Here is a 16112-nt window from a genome sequence, read left to right as displayed (position 1 = left end):
GCAAGTCATTTTCGAAGATGGCTCAGGCGCCGACGTCTTCGTTGTAGTCTGCGTATCCGCTGGGAATTGTGGCTTGGCCGGGCAAGACGCATGTCACGGAAAAGTACCCGCTTCCCGGCAGGTTGCTGCCGGCCGTCCCACCGAAATCCGACGCATCCCAGGTCAGGCTGCTGCCGCCGCTCGGGTTCGCTCCGGTGGACGCGTTCTTCGTGACATAGACAGGGTTGCTGAAAGCACTGCCGTTCACGCCCGTGCAACTTATCGGGTGATCGACAGTATCCAGGGGCTGGAAATTCAAGACGAATGCAGTGAGATCGCCGTCAGGAGTCGGGAAACCGCAGATCACGAAGGCGTTCGTGGTCCCCTCGTTGCGGAACCCGGTGGCTTTCGGTCGTACCTTGGTATCCGTGGTCGGAATGCTGAGCTGGCACGCCTGCCCGGCTTGGGCTCGAATCCTGCGTGCCTGTGTCACGGCATCGGCCGGCAGGCTAAGGGTTATGCCAAGCGCCAAAATCGAGATTCCGGACAGAAGAGTTGTACAACGCATGGGACGGTTCCTCGGTCAGGCAACAGTGCCTGCCTCGGAAAACGCAGTTAACGGATGGCGCCGGCCAAAAACCGCATGGCGAGTTCATGCTTGCCTGAGCGTGCGACCCTATCGGATCCCGAACGCTTGCTCCGACCCGCGTTCCACGGCATCTGTGCGCTCGACCGCACCCACCCTCGCCATCGGCGGACCGACGTGCAGCCAGCGTTCCAGCGCATCGAGCGCGGCGGCGTCGCCTTCCGCCAGCACTTCGACCCGGCCATCCGGCAAATTCTTCGCGTAACCGGATAGACCGAGCTTCAACGCCTGCTCGCGGGTCGAGGCACGGAAGAACACGCCCTGCACCTTGCCGCCGACGAGGAAACGCGCGGCGGGCATCGCATCAACCGGCTTTCGGCAAGGGCGGACCACCGGCCTTGGCGATGGCATCGTCGATGTCCTTCGCCGTGATCGGGCCCAGGAAACGCCTGGCGACCTTGCCGTCCGGCGCGATGAGGTACGTGTTGGGAAGTCCGCGCGGCGCTTCGAAATCCTTGGGCGGGTCGTACACGTCCACGATCGCGATCGGATACACCACTGGATGCTGCTTGAGGAACGCCTTCAACGCATCCGGCTCGATGTCCTCGTAGTCGAGGCCGATCACCTCGACGTGTTCGCGCATCGCATCGAGCGCGGACAGCTCCGGCATTTCCTTCAGGCACGGCCCGCACCAGGTCGCCCAGAAGTTCACCACCACCCACTGCCCGCGTTGCGCGGCGAGGTCCCAGGCCTTGCCGTCGACGGTCGTGAGCTTGAGCGTGGGGAAATCCACGTTCGCGGGTGCCGCCGGTTTCGGCGTGCTCGCGACGGGTGCCGTTGGCTTCGGTGCCGGCTGCGGTTGTTCGCGCTTGCAACCGGGGAGGACGATCACGGCGAACAGCAATGGCAAGCACAGGCGCAACGCGGTGGAACGGATCATGGGGAGGCCTTCTCTTCGTAAAGCGTGGACACCTTGCGCTTCAACAATTCGCGCAAGGGCATGCGCAACCGGTCCAGTGCTTCGCTCGCGGCGACGCCGAGCTCGTCGTCGCGGCATGGCAGGTGCGCCTCGGCCACCGGCACGCGCAAGCCGCAGGCTTCGTAGAGTTCGCCGAGGGAAACGTCGTCGAGATCGCGCGACAGCAGCCATTCGCCGGATTCGGCGCGACTCAGCAAGCCGATTTCGCACAGTTCGCCGAGGAATTCCTGCACCAGCGCGTCGGTAAGCATCGGTTCCAGCTGCTGCAGTTCGTCGCTATGCAGGCCACGCCCGCGTTGGCGGAACTCGGCGAAGCGCCCGAGCATGCGCAGCAGGCCGTACAACTCGTAGCCGACCGGCAAGCGCATCGCCACAGGCTGGTAGCGGAACGCCGACATCGAGGACGCGAACGAAGCGCCGAACAAAATCGTGCTCCAGCCGAGGTAGATCCACAGCAGCAGGACCGGCGCCGCGGCGAATGCGCCGTAGATCTTCTGGTAGGAGTTGAAGCTGCCCAGGTACAGGCCGATGCCCCATTTCATGAGTTCGAACAGCACCACCGACAGCGCCGCGCCGGCGAATGCATGCCGCCATTTCACGGTGCGGTGCGGCACGACCTTGAAGATGGCGGCGAAGGCGAACAGTTCGATCGCCATCGGCGCGAGCCGCAGCATCAGGGCTTCCAGCCAGCGGCCCGGCGCGGTCTCGAAAATCGCCAGCGCGAAGAAGCGCGTGGACAAGGCAAGGCTGGCGGTCGCGACCAACCCGCCAAGCGTGAGTACCGTCCAGTACACGAGGAAGCGCCCGACCTTGGGCCGCGCGGTCTTCACCCGCCAGATGCGGTTGAAGGTGGCCTCGACGCTGTGCAGGGTGATCAGCAGCGACACGATCAGGGCGATCACGCCGGCGGTCGTGAGCGTCTTGGTCCTGTCGGTGATGCTCGCGAGGTTGCCCTTGAGGCTCTCCGCGGCGCTCGGCACGAAGTTGGCGAAGATGTAATCGGTGAGCGCGCCGGTCCATTCCTTGAACGCCGGGAACGCCGAGAGAACGCCGAACACCACCAGCGACAGCGGCACCAGCGCAAATACCGTGGTGTACGAAAGCGCACCCGCGGCCTCGAACAGACGGTCGTCGAGGAAACGCCGTCCGAGGAAACGGAAGAAGGCCTTCGCCCGCGCCGGATCGCGCAGCCGGTCGCCCCAGCGGTAGAGGGAATCCAGTGGCTCCATCGGCCGAAGGGTACCGCATGGCCCGCAATGGCGGCGCGGCATCGCCTATGCTTGCGCGACGGAGGACGCGATGCCCGAAATCCTGGTGCTCTACTACAGCCGCGGCGGTTCGGTGGCGAAACTGGCCCGGCAGATCGCGCGCGGCATCGGCGAGGTGGAGGGCATGGCCGCGCGCCTGCGCACGGTGCCGCCGGTGGCGCCCGTCACCGAGGTCGCCGCGCCGCCCGAGCCCGAGGATGGTGCGCCGTATGTCGAAAAACGCGACCTCGCCGAATGCGCGGGCCTGCTGCTCGGCAGCCCCACCCGCTTCGGCAACATGGCCGCGCCGATGAAGCACTTCATCGATTCGCTCGGCGCCGAATGGGCAAGCGGCACCCTGGTCGGCAAGCCCGCCGGCGTGTTCACTTCCACCGCGACCATGCACGGCGGGCAGGAATCGACCCTGCTCACCATGCTCGTGCCATTGCTGCACCACGGTTGCGTGGTCGCGGGAATCCCGTTCACCGAAGCCGCGCTCAACACCACCCGCAGCGGCGGCACGCCCTATGGCGCCAGCCATGTCGCCGGCGTGCACGACGAACCGCAACCCACGGACGAGGAAGCGCAACTCGCGCGTTCGCTCGGCCGGCGCGTGGCGACGCTCGCGGCGAAGCTTTCGGCATGAACGCGCGCAACATCCTGATCGTGGCACTGTTGCTGCTGGCCACGCTGTATGCATTCTGGTTCGCGCGCGATGCGCATCCAGTCGCAGCGATGCTGGTGTTCGCATTGCCGCCGACGCTGTGCGCGGTCGCGGTCGCGACCAGCCGGCGCACCGCGGGCTTCTGGTCCGGCGTGCTCGCCCTCGCCTGGTTCTCGCATGCGGTGATGGTCGCGTGGACGCGGCCGCCGGAACGCATGTTCGCGTGGTGGGCGCTCGCGCTCTCCCTCGCCGTCGTGTTCGCGGCCAGCCTGCCCGGCTTGCGTGCACGCTTCGCGAAGAAGCGCTGAATGTCCGCGAACGACCTGCGCATGGCCGGCCTTGCGCCGGACGCCGTGGCCGCGTTGCAGGCCACGGCGCGCGCAATCCGCGACGGTCGCCTCGACGAAGCCGAACGCCTGCTCGCCGGATTGCGAACGCGTTTCCCGCGCCACGCGGAAGTCTTGCGCGTCGGCGCGATCCTGCGCCTGCGCCAACAGCGCGCGGGCGAAGCGACGGCGATGCTGCGGGGTGCGATTTCCGCGCATCCGGATGACGCTCTGCTGCACTCCGACCTCGGCAATGCGTCGATCGCGAACGGCGATCGCGATGGCGCCTTCGCCAGCTGGCGCCGCGCCTGCACGCTCGCGCCGGACCAGCCGATGCCGTGGTTCAACCTCGGCCGCAACCTGCAACTCGCCGGCGACAGCGAGGCCGCGCTCGATGCGCTGCAACACTGCCGCGCGCTGGCGCCGGAATTCCTGCCCGCGCACATCCTCGCCGGCGACGCGCTGCTGCACCTCGGTCGCTTCGACGAAGCCGCGGCGTCGTATCGCTCCGCGCTGCGCTTCCACCCCGCTTGCGGCGATGCCTGGCGCGGGCTGGCGAACATCAAGAGCCAGCCGCTTTCAGCCGGGGATTGCGCGGCGTTGCGCACGCACCTCGCGCGCGGCGACATCGGCGAGGAAGACCGCATCGCCATGGCCTATGCACTCGGGGCGGGCGAGGAAGCGCTGGGCCATTACGGCGAGGCGTTTTCCGCGCTGGGCGATGCGAACGCGCGACTTCGCAAACGCGCACCGTGGAGCCGCGCCGCGTTCGAAGGCTTCGTCGATGCCATGCTGGCCGCGACGGCGTCGCTGCCCGCTGCGCGCGATCCCGACCTCGGGCGCGAAGCCATCTTCATCGTCGGCCTACCGCGCTCAGGTTCGACCCTGTTCGAACAGATCCTCGCCGCGCATCCGGAAGTGGAAGGCGCGAGCGAACTGCCCGACCTCGGTGACGTCGTCCAGGCCGAATCGAAGCGGCGCGGAAAACCGTTCCCGCAATGGGTCGCGGATGCGAACGCCGACGACTGGGAACGCATGGGCCGCGACTACCTGCAGCGCACCGCGCGCTGGCGTTCGAGCAAGCCGCGCTTCACCGACAAGATGCCGGAGAACTGGAAGCTCGCCGGCGTGCTGCGCGCGATGCTGCCCGGCGCAACCGTGCTCGAAACCCGGCGCGATCCGCTGGAAACCGCGTGGTCGTGCTACCGCCAGCCGTTCTACCAGCTGCCGCACTTTTCCTGCGACTTCGACGACATCGCCGCCTGCCTGCGCGGCAGCGAACGGGCGATGGACGCGATCCGTGCCCGCGATCCGGCGCGCGTGCGCCTGCTCAGCTACGAGGACCTGATCGCCGATCCGGAGACCCGCGTGCGCGAACTGCTTTCGGCCTGCGGCCTCGCCTTCGACCCGGCCTGCCTCGATTTCCACCGCGCCGGGCGTAGCGTGCGCACCGCCAGCGCGGCGCAGGTGCGGCAACCGCTGCGTGGCGACACAGCCCGCGCCGCCCGTTACGGCACGCGGCTCGACCCGTTGCGGGTGGCATTGGGGCTGCCGCCGACTTGAATTCGCGCGACAATGCGGGAATGGACAACCTGCTCATCGTCACCACCGGCGGCACCATCGACAAGGTGTACTTCGACGACAAGTCGGACTACCAGGTCGGCGAGCCGCAGATCGGCCGCATTCTCGAGGAACTCGGCGTCGCGTTCCGCTTCCGGGTGATCCCGCTGATCCGCAAGGATTCGCTGCACATCGGCGCCGCCGACCGCGAACTGCTGCGCGCGACCATCGCCGCGCAGGACGAAAGCCACGTGCTGATCACCCACGGCACCGACACCATGGTCGAGACCGCGAAGGTGCTCGCGACCATTCCCGGCAAGACCATCGTGCTCACCGGCGCGCTGAATCCCGCGCGCTTCCGCGGCTCCGATGCCGAGTTCAACATCGGCACCGCGGTCGGCGCGGTGCAGTCACTGCCGCCCGGCGTCTACATCGCCATGAACGGCCGCATCTGGGATCCGCTCAAGGTAAGGAAGAACGTGGATGCGAACCGGTTCGAGGCAACGGACTGATCAGGCCCGGCGACGCCTGCAGGTTGGCCGAAGCGGCCAGTGAAGCCCTTGGCGGCAATCTGCAGTCGGCGGTCGCCCACAATGAAGTCTTCGCCGTCTCGCCCAGGAACGCCAGGCCGAACTGCGCGAACTTGACGCTGTTCCGGGCCGACTCGCCCATCGTCGACAACGTGTCCAGGGTCGTGTGGATGTAGGGGAAATCGCCGTTCGGATCCCCGGCTTCGAACATCATCGCCGCCGGATATCCCGCCGCAGTCCATGATGCATGGTCGGAGCAGGCGTATCCGCAGGCCACCGCGCTGCGGGTGAATCCCCTGGGCGCGAGATAACCATCGAACAACTGCACGAAGAATGCCTTCAGATCGGTGTTGGAGTAGTCGCTGATCAGCTTCATGTCCGTGACCGCACCCGACTTGTAATTGGTCATGTCCAATTGCAGAACGCCGACCACGTTGGTCCCGGCGTTGCGGAAGGATTGCGCGATCGCCGCGGAGCCACGCAGACCGACTTCCTCCGCTGCATAGCCCATGAACTTCACCGTGCGCTTCGGGTGCCAGCCGCTTGCCATGGCCACGCGCAGCACCTCGGTCAGGGTGGCGATGCCCGAAGCATCGTCGTCCGCCCCGGGCGCGCGCTGCGCGAGATTGTTGCGATCGCTCGCGTTGATCGAATCCAGGTGCCCTCCGAGCACCACGACCTCGTTCGGCAGTTCGATCCCGCGGATGGTCAGGATCACGGAAGGCTGGGTGCTGCAGTTCGCGCACGCCGTGAACAGCTCGGTGCTGACGTCGGCGCGCCCCGCAGCGAGCGCCTGCCAGTGGCGGCGGATCCATTCCGCGGACGACTTGCCGGTGGCGCTGGCGTAGTAGCGATTCTGGTACGCCTGCAGCTGGTTGATGGTGTCGTAGATGTTCTGTTCACTGACCTGCGGCAACCACGCGTCCACCGTGTCCTGGTTGTCGAGGCTGTAGCCGGCGAGCGTGGACTGCTGGATCGCCTGTCGCGAGCGATCCGCGCGGATGAAGGCCTCGGCCCGTTCGCGCGTATCGAAGGCGAAATAACCGCCGCAGCGCCGTTCCCGCTCGTGGATGTATCCGACCAGCGCGTCGAGCTGATGCTCCGGGATCTCGGACAAGACCAGTTGGTTACCGATGCTGTCGCGACGGACGACGCTGGTGCGCGCCAGATGACGGATGCCGTCGTAGGTCTTGCGCGACGTGACCACGTAGACGGGCGCGAACGGATCCTCCGGCTGGCCCAAGGCAGCAAGCTGCCGATCGATCCCGGATCGTGCATGGAACGATGCGCCACCCGATTGCAGTGGCATGCGTTTTCGGAGTCCGTCCGCGCCTGTCATGTTGCGATCGGATGCAGCGGCACGCGCGAGTCGAGTGGCGATCTTCCCCTCTCGTGCCTGCATCGGTGAAGCGCTTACCGGCCCGATCGGCGGCAAGGCGACGGCGAATCCGCGCACGCTGCTCCGCGCGAGCATCGCCATCGGCACGCTCGCCGCAAGCACCATGAATGCACCAAGCAATCGCTTCATGCCCCACCCCGCGCCGTGCGCCTCACGAGTCGACGTTACCACCAGTCGCGGAGCGGAGATACCGAATGCGGGAACATGCCGACCCTGTCCACGACCTTTGCCGTTTCAGGCAATCCCAGCCGAAGCCAAGGCGCATCGACCGGGCCAAATCCGGATGATTCAGCTGCCGATGTAGACGTTGTAGCTGGCGTTCGCGGAGACGATCTGCACCTGCGGCGGCAGGTTGCAGGTAATCGAGAACGTGTAATCGCCGCCTTTCATTTCGGTACCGGATGTTCCGCCGAAATCCGCGGCGGTCCATGCGATGACGTTGTCGGACGCGGAACCCACGTCGAGATTCTTCGTTACGTACTGCAACGCATGGTCTACCCCCATGGCGCCGGCCACGCCGGTACACGAGATGGCATGTGTCGCGCCATCCATGGAGTTGAGCCACACATTCACGTAGATGAAACCGGTACCGGCTTCCGTGTCCTTGGTCAAACCGCAAATGACGAAGGCCCCGGTCGTGCCCGGGTTGCGGAACCCGGTGGCGCGCGGCGCCACGACGCTATCGATGGTCGGAATGCTCAGTTGGCAGGCTTGTGCCGCGTTCACATAGATCCAGTGATTGCTGATTGCGGCTTTCGTCGCGACCGGAAACCCGATGCCGAGAACAGCGGCCATTGCTCCGAACATTGCTCGCGACGACACGTTCATCCTGGGCATCTCCCGTCCCGGTTGGATTGCCGGATGTTACGGGGAACGCGGAACATTCCACCGCCCGGACATATCCGTACGGTACTCCGGCTCAGTTTCCGACGTCGACGTAGTACTTGGCGCTGGCCAAGACGATCTGCACCTGCGGCGGAAGGTTGCAGGTGATCGAGAACGTGTTGCCCGTACCCGGCATCGGGTCGACTCCGCCTCCACCTCCGCCGAAGTCCGCGCTGGTCCAGTCGATGATGCTATAGCTGGCACCGACTGCAGAGTGCGTCTTGGTGATGTAGACCAGCGGTTCGATCCCCGAGGCACCGGCAACTCCGGTGCATGTGACGGAATGCTGTGCGCCATCTGTCGATGTGAGCCAGAGACGGGCAATGCTCACTCCCGTGCTGATGCCGGCATCCTTGGAAACACCGCAGATGACGAAGGCACCATTGGGCCCGGGGTTGCGGAATCCGGTCGCGCGCGGAGAGACCACGGTATCGATCGTCGGGATGCTGAGCTGGCAGGCCTGCGCCGCGTTCACGTTGTTCCAGCGCTCGCTGACGGCGGCCCGGGCTCCGGGCAACAGGAATAGTCCCGCGATCCCCGACACCGCCATTGCCCGGATCGCTCGTTTGCTCGCCTTCATGTGGGTTTCCCGTGCGACTGGCGGATCGCCAGCGATACGCTTATGCGCAGAACCAAGGCGAAACCGGACATGTCGGACCCATCGCCGCAAATCGTCCGATGCCCGGAAAAACAAACCCCGGCCGGAGCCGGGGTCGGTGTCGTTTCCCTAAACGCGATTACTTGCTGCCCGGCGGCGGTTTGCGGCTGGCGAACAGGCGCATCTGCGTGCTGCCGTCCGCATTGCGAACGAACACCGGCTGCGAGCTGGTGACGTAGTTCGCGCCCATCAGGGTCACGTACAGCACCGCCCAGTCGGAAGCATCGCTTGAGCTGCGGAAGTTGGCGACGATGCGGCACGTGTCCTGCCGGCACTGCACGTCGGGGTCCTTCGGCACGATCTCGGCGGCGGCGAGCTGCTTGTCGGTCATGCCCTTGAGCATGTCGTCCTCGACCTTGGCCGCGGCCGGATCGGCGGGCTCCTGCGAGAAGCGCGATTCGAAGGTGCGAAGGCGTTCCTTGTTCTGCGCTTCGGCCTGCTCGGGCGTCATCATCTGTCCACCCAGCGCGGATCCCAACGGACCATTCGCACCGCCCGTTCCCGCGGGACCGCCCGGCAACGCACCGCCCGGGTTGGGGCGCGATCCCTGGTTGCGCGATTCGAGGGCATCCAGGCGCGACATCAACTGTTGCATGTCGGGATCGTGCCCGCCGTTGTTCCTGCCTGCGACGAGCCAGGTGATGGCCACCAGCGCGACCGCGCATGCGATGGCCGCGATGATCCACGATGCGGGGACGGAGGAACGGGAAGCATTGGGTTCTTGCATGTCGGCCTCGATCGTGGCGATGGAGAAGGGAATTGCGGGAATCCTATGTCGACTTTACGCAATTCGCGACCGGAACCGGTCATTCCCGGAAAAAGAACCCCGGCCGAAGCCGGGGTCCGAAGCGGAGCAGTAACGAGTTGGATCGGATCGGCGGCCGGCGAAGAATCGCCGGCCGCCAGCGCCTTACGGAATCGTCACCGACTTGCTCGTGCTGTTGGTCGCGCCGTCGTCGTCGGTCACCGTCAGCGTCACCGTGTAGGTGCCGGAGCTGGCGTACTTGTAGGTGAGCGGGGTCTTGGTCGAGGTCCTGCCGTCGCCCGAATCCCACTTCACCGAAACGATGGTTCCGTCCGAATCGGTGGACGTGCTGGTGACCTGCACGAACTTGCCCTGGGTCTTGATCGTGAAGCTCGCCACCGGCGGAGTGTTGGTACCACCACCGGAGCAGCTCACGCCCACCACGTTGAAGGCCGCGTCGATATTGGCCTGGTCGGTGGTGGTGTAACCGAGGTCGGTGGCCGCGGTCTTGACGCCGCAGGCGCCATCGTCGAACGAACTGCTCGCCGTCCAGTAGTTGGCGTTCGCGCGCGCGAAGATCTTGAACGCCTTCGGCGTATCCCAGCCGCTGGTCTTGGCCAGGGTGCAGAACGCCTTGTTGTACACGCCCGACGAGTAGTGCGGGTTGATCCGGCGGGTCATGTCCGCGGCATTGTCGATCGAAATGCCGTCCTGCGGCGGGTTGCACATGTAGCGCAGGGCCTGGCCCGACGCGCCCTTGAAGATCTCCTCGCCCACCAGGAAGTCGTTGCTGCCCTTGAAGTAGTACTCGGCGGCCTCGCCCGCGATGTCGGAATAAGCTTCGTTCATGCCACCGCAATCGCTGCCGTTGGCGTAGCACAGGCCCGAATGCTGCTCGGTGAATCCGTGCGAGACCTCGTGGCCGGCGACATCGACGCTCACCAGCGGGTAGAACGTGTTCCTGCCGTCGCCGAAGTTCATCGTCGAGCCGTCCCAGAACGCGTTCTCGTAGTTGGTGCTGTAGTGCACGCGCATCACCAACTGGAACGTCAGCGCATTGGTGCCGACGTAGGCGTTGTACATGTTCTGGATCACGCTGCCGAAGTAGTGCGCGTCGTTCAGCGGCGAGTAGCCGCCGTTCACGCTGTCGCCGGTGTGGCGTGGGCAGGTGTAGGAGAACGCGGTCGAGCCGGACGTACCGTGGTTGAGGTCGACCGTCTTGACCTCGCTGTTGTTCATCGTGCAGGTGCTGCCCGACTGGGTCACGTCCATGAAGCCGTAGTCGGTGCCGTATTCGTACTGCCCGGTCTTCTCGTTTCCGCCGGGGCCGGTGCCGATCAGCGCCGTGGTCAGGCCCTCCCACTGCTTCAGCACCTTGCCGCTGTCCGCATCCACGATCACGTAAGGACGCGTCGGCTTGTTGCCCGCCAGCGCACTGTCGGCGAAGAAGTTCACCACGTACGCCTTGTGCGCATGCCCGGCGTCGTCCACGTAGATCATCAACTCCGACTTCTCGTTGCTCGTCCGCATCGCGCCCAACCGGGCGCCCAGCGCCGCCTGCTTGGCGATCGCCAAGGCCTGGCCCTTGAACACCTTCGACGGCGCATCGGCGATCTCCGCCGAAAGCCCCGTCACCTGCCGACCGAACAGCGTCCGCAGCTTGCCGCTGGCCGCATCCTCGCTCACCACGATGCTCTCGCCGTAGACCGGGATCCCGCGGAAGGTCTGCTGGTAGCGCGTGTTGCGCACGCCATGGCTGGTATCGCGGTACATCAGCACCAGTCGGCTGTCGGCGTCAGCGCCGATCAGCTGTTCATGGCGGGTATGCGCCATCGACGACACGCCCTTGGCGGCCACCAGGCTGTTGTAGTGCGACTGCAACTGCGCAAGGTTCGCCTGGTGCAGGTCCTGGCGACCAGCCGCCATCGCGGCCGGCGCAAGGCAGGCAAGGGTCACGGCAACCGCCAGCGCACGCGGACGCGCGCCCGTAAGCATGTGATGCGACATCTGGACTTCCCTCGGAATTAAGTGGTTTGTTTGAAAACGAGTTCCCCCACGCCACGACCCATGCGGGTCGACAGCACGAAGGAAATGCGGGGTGAACGCTGACCTAGAACGTCCGTAACTGACGCTAAAGGGCGCCCCACCCTGTCTCAAGTTGCACTGCAACAAAAATTTGGGATGTCCGTCAAATCAATAACTTGCGAATCATCACGGTTCCGGTTTACTGCGCATTCATTTCCCGGGGTGCGCCAATCCGGAATCGATCCGGCGGGTTCTTTCCGCTTAACTTTACCGCCACCGCAAAAAAGACCCCGGCCGAAGCCGGGGTCCGAAGTACAGCAATGATGGAGGGATCGATCAGTTGGTGCCGTAGGTCAGGGTCACGCCCGAGTAGGAAGAGTACGCACGCACCTTGATGTAGTAGGTGGTGGCGGTGGTCGGCGTGAGCGAGCAGCTCTCGGCATTACCGGTCTTGTACGGACGGCAGGTGTAGCTGCTCGTGGTGGGGGCGCTACCCGCCCTCACGTACAGGTCGGCATCGCCGGTCCCGCCCGAGATGGCGATGGTGGCCGTCTTGCCGGCGGCGACCGACAGCGTGTACTGCGAAGACCAATTGCCGGTTGAGACGGACGGCAGGTTCACTGTCGTGGTACCGCCACCGCCACCGCCGCCGCCAGTGCTGTAATCGCCGACGATGCTCAGGCCCGAGAACGACGAGTACGCCTTGATCCGCACGTAGTAGGTGCCGGCCGACGGCGAGGTGAACGAACAGCTTTCGCTGTTGCCGCTCTTGTACGGACGACAGTCGTACGAGGAGTCGGTCGGCGCGCTGCCGAACTTCACGTACAGGTCGGCGTCACCCGAACCACCGGACATGGTGAAGGTCAGGTTGGAAGCCCCGGCAGGCACCACCAGCGAGTAATTCAGCGAACTACCGGTGCTGGCCGATTGGCCCGTGACAGCAACGCCCTTGGTCAACGCCGTGGTGCCGCCGCCACCGCCGCCACCGCCGCCACTGCAACTGCTGGTGCTGACGCCGACCGCGGTGAATGCCGCCGCCACGTCGGCAGTGCTCAGGCCCAGGTCGGATGCCGCGGTGATGACGCCGCAGGCGCCCGAGGCATACGTGCTGCTCGCGGTCCAGTAGTTCGCGTTCGCGCGCGCCATGACCTTGAAGGCCGTCGGCGTGCCCCAGCCCGAGGTCTTGGCCAGGGTGCAGAACATCTTGTTGTACACGCCCGACGAGTAGTGCGGATCCATGCCCGAGGTGTAGTCGGAGGCATTGTCGATCGAACCGCCATCCTGGGTCGGGTTGCACATGTAGCGCAGCGCGCCGCTCGACTTGAAGATTTCCTGGCCCACCAGGAAGTCGTTGCTGCCCTTCCAGTAGTACTCGGTCGCCTCGCCACCCATGTCCGAGAACGCCTCGTTCATGCCGCCGGACTGGCCGGAATAGGTCAGGTTCGAGTGCTGCTCGGTGAATCCGTGCGAGACCTCGTGGCCGGCAACGTCGGCGCTCACCAGCGGGTAGAACGTGTTCTTGCCGTCGCCGAACGACATGTTCGAGCCGTTCCAGAACGCGTTCTCGTAGTTGGTGCTGTAGTGCACGCGCATGATCAGCTGGAAGCTCAGCGCGTTGTAGCCGGTATACGCCGGGTACATGCCGGTGATCAGACCGCCGAAGTAGAACGCATCGTTGATCGGCGAGTATCCGCCGTTGATGGTCTTGTAGGTGTTGCGCGGGCAGGTGTACGAATACGCCGTGGTGCTGCTGCCGGTGCTGCCGTTGAGGTTGACGCCGCGCACGTTGGTGTTGTTCATCGTGCAAGTGGTGCCGGACTGGGTCACGTCCATGTAGCCGTAGATGCCGCCCGAACCCCATTCGTACTGGCCGGTCTTGGCATTGCCGCCGGGGCCGGTGCCGATCAGCGCCGTGGTCAGGCCCTCCCACTGCTTCAACACCTTGCCGCTGTTCGCGTCGACGATGACGAAGGGACGGGTCGGCTTGCCGCCGGTGGCGGCATCGGCGAAGAAGTTGACGACGTACGCCTTGTGCGCGTGGCCCGCGTCGTCGACGTAGATCATCAATTCCGACTTCTCGTTGCTCGTCCGCATCGCGCCCAACCGGGTGCCCAGCGCGGCCTGCTTGGCGATACCGAGGGCCTGGCCCTTGAACACCTTGGACGGTGCATCCGCGATCTCGGCCGAAAGACCGGTCACCTGCCGGCCGAACAGGGTGCGCAGCTTGCCGCTGGCCGCATCCTCGCTCACGACGATGCTTTCGCCGAAGATCGGGAGGCCACGGAAGGTCTGCTGGTAGCGCGTGTTGCGCACGCCGTGATCGGTATTGCGCTGGAGCAAGACCAGCCGGGTCTCGGCATCTGCGCCGATCAGCTGTTCATGGCGCGTGTGCGCCATCGACGACACGCCCTTGCTCGCCACCAGGCTCGAGTAATGCGCCTGCAATTGGGCCAGGTTGGCCTGATGCATGTCCTGGCGACCGGCCGCCATCGCGGCGGGCGCGAGGCAGGCAAGGGTCACGGCAACGGCAAGCGTGCAGGGACGCGCGCTCGAAAGCATGTGATGCGACATCTGGACTTCCCCCGAAGTGTGATGGGTGGGTTGTATGCAACGCTCTTCCCTGTCCTGACCCAGACGGGTCCGGTATCGGGGAAAAGCGGAGGGTGAACGCCTGACGCACAGCGTCCGTTCCTGACCCTATGGGGCTAGGCCGATAGTCACAAGCTGCGATGCAGCAAATTGGCGGGACGCCCGCCGAATCAATGGCTTGGCGGGCATCCGGGGCGAAATCCGGGATGCCTCGCGTTGGGAAACTGCGCGAATCCCGGAAAGGGCGCCGTGCAGGCGCTCCAAGGCGTCAGAACATCCCCGTTTCCAACCGCGCGGCCTCGGACATCATGTCGCGCGTCCACGGCGGGTCGAAGACGAGTTCGACATCGGCTTCGGCGACGGTGGGAATGAGTTCCAGCTTGCTGCGCACGTCGTCGACGAGGATTTCGCCCATGCCGCAACCGGGCGCGGTGAGGGTCATGCGCACTTCGACCAGTCGCTGCCCCGCTTGCTCCGGATGCGGCTTCACCTCGGCTTCGTATACCAGGCCGAGGTCGACGACGTTGATCGGGATCTCGGGATCGAAGCAGGTGCGAAGCTGCTTCCACACCAGCTTCTCGACGTCTTCGTCGCCGGCGCCCTCCGCCAATTCGATTTCAGCCGGCGGCTCCTTGTCGATGGCATCGGCATCCTTGCCCGCGATGCGGAACAGGTTGCCTTCGACGAACACGGTCCAGCTTCCGCCCAGCGCCTGGGTGATGTAGCCGATGCTGCCGGCCGGCAAGGTCACGGTTTCGCCCTGGGGCACCATGACTGCGGTGCAGTCGCGCTCGAAGCGCACCGGTTCGCTGCTGCGGGAATACATGCGTGGAAGATGGGGACGGGCGTGCGCGACGCCAAGGCGCGTATTTTAGCCGCGCGCCGACGCTATCCTGTACGGACGATGCCAGTTCCCGCCGCGCGACGACTCCCCTTCCCCGCCATCGCCCTGTTGCTGCTCGCAAGCGCGGGCATCGCCGCGGCCTGGGCGCTGGTCGCGTTGGTCACGGGGCGCCAATGCAGCTGGATGGCGCTGGTCGCGGCGCTGGATGCGGCCATCGTCCTCCGCATCACCGGCGCCCGCGCGGGCACGTCGCGCGCCTGCGCGGCGATGGCGGCGACCGCGTTCGCCATCGCCCTCGCCAACTGGTGGATCGCCGCCGGCCAGGTCGGCCGCAGCCTGGGGTTGATGCCTTGGGCTTCGAGCCTGCGCCTCGGTCCCGATTACGCGTGGACGCTGGCAAGCCTCGCCAACCGCCCCGTCGACCTTGCGTGGATCGCGGCGGCTTTGTTGCTCGCCGCGATCGCGGGGCGCTGAGGCCGGGATCGTCGGCCAGGCCAGCCCGTCAACTGCCCACGTACTCGTCGCTGTGCGCCCCGCCGAACTCGATTGAGGTTTGCGGCGGAAGTATGCAGGTCACCGAGAATGCGCCTCCCGAATACGGGATGGTGCTCGTTCCATCGAAATCCGCGGGAAGCCAGGCGAATGCCGTCTCGGTGGTCGTCGACGAAACGGAAAGCGTCTTGGGCACGAATTGCGGAACGAGACCGCTGGTTTTTATCGAATTGACCCCCGTGCAGGTGACATCGCGCACCATGCCATCGAGCGACACAAGGTACAGGTAAGCATCCTTGAATTCGGTGGCGACGCCGTACTGCGCGCCGGGGGGTGGATCGAATGAACAGATCACGAAGGCGCTGGTCGCGCCTTCGTTGTTGTATCCGGTCGCCCTCGGCCGGACCTTGGTGTCCGTGGTGGGCACGCTGAGCGTGCACATGTTCGCGCCGGTCTGGACCTGGTACCGCGTGGAGGTGACCGCGCCGGCCGGCGGCGCCATCGCGAACCCGCCGGCAGTCGCCAGCAGGAAAATGCAGGGCATCATCCGGTTCATCCGCGCCTCCTGTGTTTCGCAAGGCCAAATTGCCCATGCAGACGAAGG

17 protein-coding genes are annotated in these 16112 nt (G+C 65.5%); 5 read left to right on the top strand and 12 right to left on the bottom strand.

The features are described from left to right. Positions 1 to 22: 22 nt before the first annotated feature. The 4 genes from FNZ56_RS12620 to FNZ56_RS12605 all read right to left on the bottom strand — a co-directional run bounded on the left by FNZ56_RS12620 (position 23) and on the right by FNZ56_RS12605 (position 2773). Positions 23 to 547 (bottom strand): hypothetical protein, encoded by a 525-nt coding sequence (locus tag FNZ56_RS12620; RefSeq protein ID WP_143880175.1) that lies wholly within the window; start codon positions 545 to 547, stop codon positions 23 to 25. A gap of 108 nt (positions 548 to 655) precedes the next feature. Beyond that, positions 656 to 925 carry an acylphosphatase gene (locus tag FNZ56_RS12615; protein ID WP_143880174.1) on the bottom strand — a complete coding sequence of 90 codons (270 nt, stop codon included), beginning with the start codon at positions 923 to 925 and terminating at the stop codon, positions 656 to 658. A 4-nt stretch (positions 926 to 929) separates the two neighbouring features. After that, entirely contained in the window at positions 930 to 1505 is a 576-nt protein-coding gene (locus FNZ56_RS12610) for a TlpA family protein disulfide reductase (RefSeq protein ID WP_143880173.1), read from the bottom strand. Beyond that, on the bottom strand, positions 1502 to 2773 hold the full coding sequence (locus tag FNZ56_RS12605) for a YihY family inner membrane protein (RefSeq protein WP_143880172.1): 1272 nt from the start codon (positions 2771 to 2773) through the stop codon (positions 1502 to 1504). Before FNZ56_RS12605 ends, FNZ56_RS12610 begins: the two co-directional genes overlap by 4 nt. Positions 2774 to 2843: 70 nt before the next feature. Between FNZ56_RS12605 and wrbA the strand changes: the two genes are divergently transcribed. From wrbA to FNZ56_RS12585, 4 genes are read left to right on the top strand one after another with little or no spacing between them, the layout of a single operon-like run. Further along, the gene (gene wrbA / locus FNZ56_RS12600) at positions 2844 to 3437 is read left to right on the top strand and encodes an NAD(P)H:quinone oxidoreductase (RefSeq protein ID WP_143880171.1); all 594 of its coding nucleotides are present in this window, start codon (positions 2844 to 2846) and stop codon (positions 3435 to 3437) included. After that, on the top strand, positions 3434 to 3763 hold the full coding sequence (locus tag FNZ56_RS12595; protein ID WP_143880170.1) for a DUF2069 domain-containing protein: 330 nt from the start codon (positions 3434 to 3436) through the stop codon (positions 3761 to 3763). The genes wrbA and FNZ56_RS12595 overlap by 4 nt, the downstream gene beginning before the upstream one ends. Further along, entirely contained in the window at positions 3764 to 5344 is a 1581-nt protein-coding gene (locus FNZ56_RS12590) for a tetratricopeptide repeat-containing sulfotransferase family protein (protein ID WP_143880169.1), read from the top strand. Between the two features lie 20 nt (positions 5345 to 5364). Next, entirely contained in the window at positions 5365 to 5853 is a 489-nt protein-coding gene (locus FNZ56_RS12585) for an asparaginase domain-containing protein (protein WP_143880168.1), read from the top strand. Here FNZ56_RS12585 and FNZ56_RS12580 read toward each other — a convergent pair. The 7 genes from FNZ56_RS12580 to sufT form a co-directional block, all read right to left on the bottom strand. Then, positions 5804 to 7351, bottom strand: coding sequence for a M20/M25/M40 family metallo-hydrolase (locus FNZ56_RS12580; protein WP_185970751.1), 1548 nt, complete (start codon positions 7349 to 7351; stop codon positions 5804 to 5806). The two genes, FNZ56_RS12585 and FNZ56_RS12580, sit on opposite strands and share 50 nt — an antisense overlap. 207 nt (positions 7352 to 7558) lie before the next feature. Next, positions 7559 to 8098 (bottom strand): hypothetical protein, encoded by a 540-nt coding sequence (locus FNZ56_RS12575; RefSeq protein WP_143880166.1) that lies wholly within the window; start codon positions 8096 to 8098, stop codon positions 7559 to 7561. A gap of 91 nt (positions 8099 to 8189) precedes the next feature. Further along, positions 8190 to 8735 (bottom strand): hypothetical protein, encoded by a 546-nt coding sequence (locus FNZ56_RS12570; protein ID WP_143880165.1) that lies wholly within the window; start codon positions 8733 to 8735, stop codon positions 8190 to 8192. Positions 8736 to 8892: 157 nt separating this feature from the next. Then, positions 8893 to 9540: a hypothetical protein gene (locus FNZ56_RS12565; RefSeq protein WP_143880164.1), complete on the bottom strand. Its 648-nt coding sequence runs from the start codon at positions 9538 to 9540 to the stop codon at positions 8893 to 8895. A 183-nt stretch (positions 9541 to 9723) separates the two neighbouring features. Beyond that, on the bottom strand, positions 9724 to 11565 hold the full coding sequence (locus tag FNZ56_RS12560; RefSeq protein WP_221933306.1) for a M4 family metallopeptidase: 1842 nt from the start codon (positions 11563 to 11565) through the stop codon (positions 9724 to 9726). A gap of 354 nt (positions 11566 to 11919) precedes the next feature. Next, positions 11920 to 14073 (bottom strand): M4 family metallopeptidase, encoded by a 2154-nt coding sequence (locus FNZ56_RS13030; RefSeq protein ID WP_455363792.1) that lies wholly within the window; start codon positions 14071 to 14073, stop codon positions 11920 to 11922. A 367-nt stretch (positions 14074 to 14440) separates the two neighbouring features. Further along, positions 14441 to 14998 carry a putative Fe-S cluster assembly protein SufT gene (gene sufT / locus FNZ56_RS12550; protein ID WP_143880163.1) on the bottom strand — a complete coding sequence of 186 codons (558 nt, stop codon included), beginning with the start codon at positions 14996 to 14998 and terminating at the stop codon, positions 14441 to 14443. Positions 14999 to 15076: 78 nt separating this feature from the next. On the opposite strand from sufT, the gene FNZ56_RS12545 reads away from it, so the two are divergent. Then, entirely contained in the window at positions 15077 to 15490 is a 414-nt protein-coding gene (locus FNZ56_RS12545; RefSeq protein ID WP_246064620.1) for a hypothetical protein, read from the top strand. Positions 15491 to 15518: 28 nt separating this feature from the next. On the opposite strand, the gene FNZ56_RS12540 is transcribed toward FNZ56_RS12545, so the two are convergent. Next, positions 15519 to 16064 (bottom strand): hypothetical protein, encoded by a 546-nt coding sequence (locus tag FNZ56_RS12540; RefSeq protein ID WP_143880162.1) that lies wholly within the window; start codon positions 16062 to 16064, stop codon positions 15519 to 15521. Between the last annotated feature and the right edge of the window lie 48 nt (positions 16065 to 16112).

It is taken from the genome of Lysobacter lycopersici, assembly GCF_007556775.1.
GTDB classification, from domain to species: domain Bacteria; phylum Pseudomonadota; class Gammaproteobacteria; order Xanthomonadales; family Xanthomonadaceae; genus Pseudoluteimonas; species Pseudoluteimonas lycopersici.
Note: the sequence above shows the minus strand (reverse complement) of the source record. Positions and strands in the feature narration are given on the sequence as shown.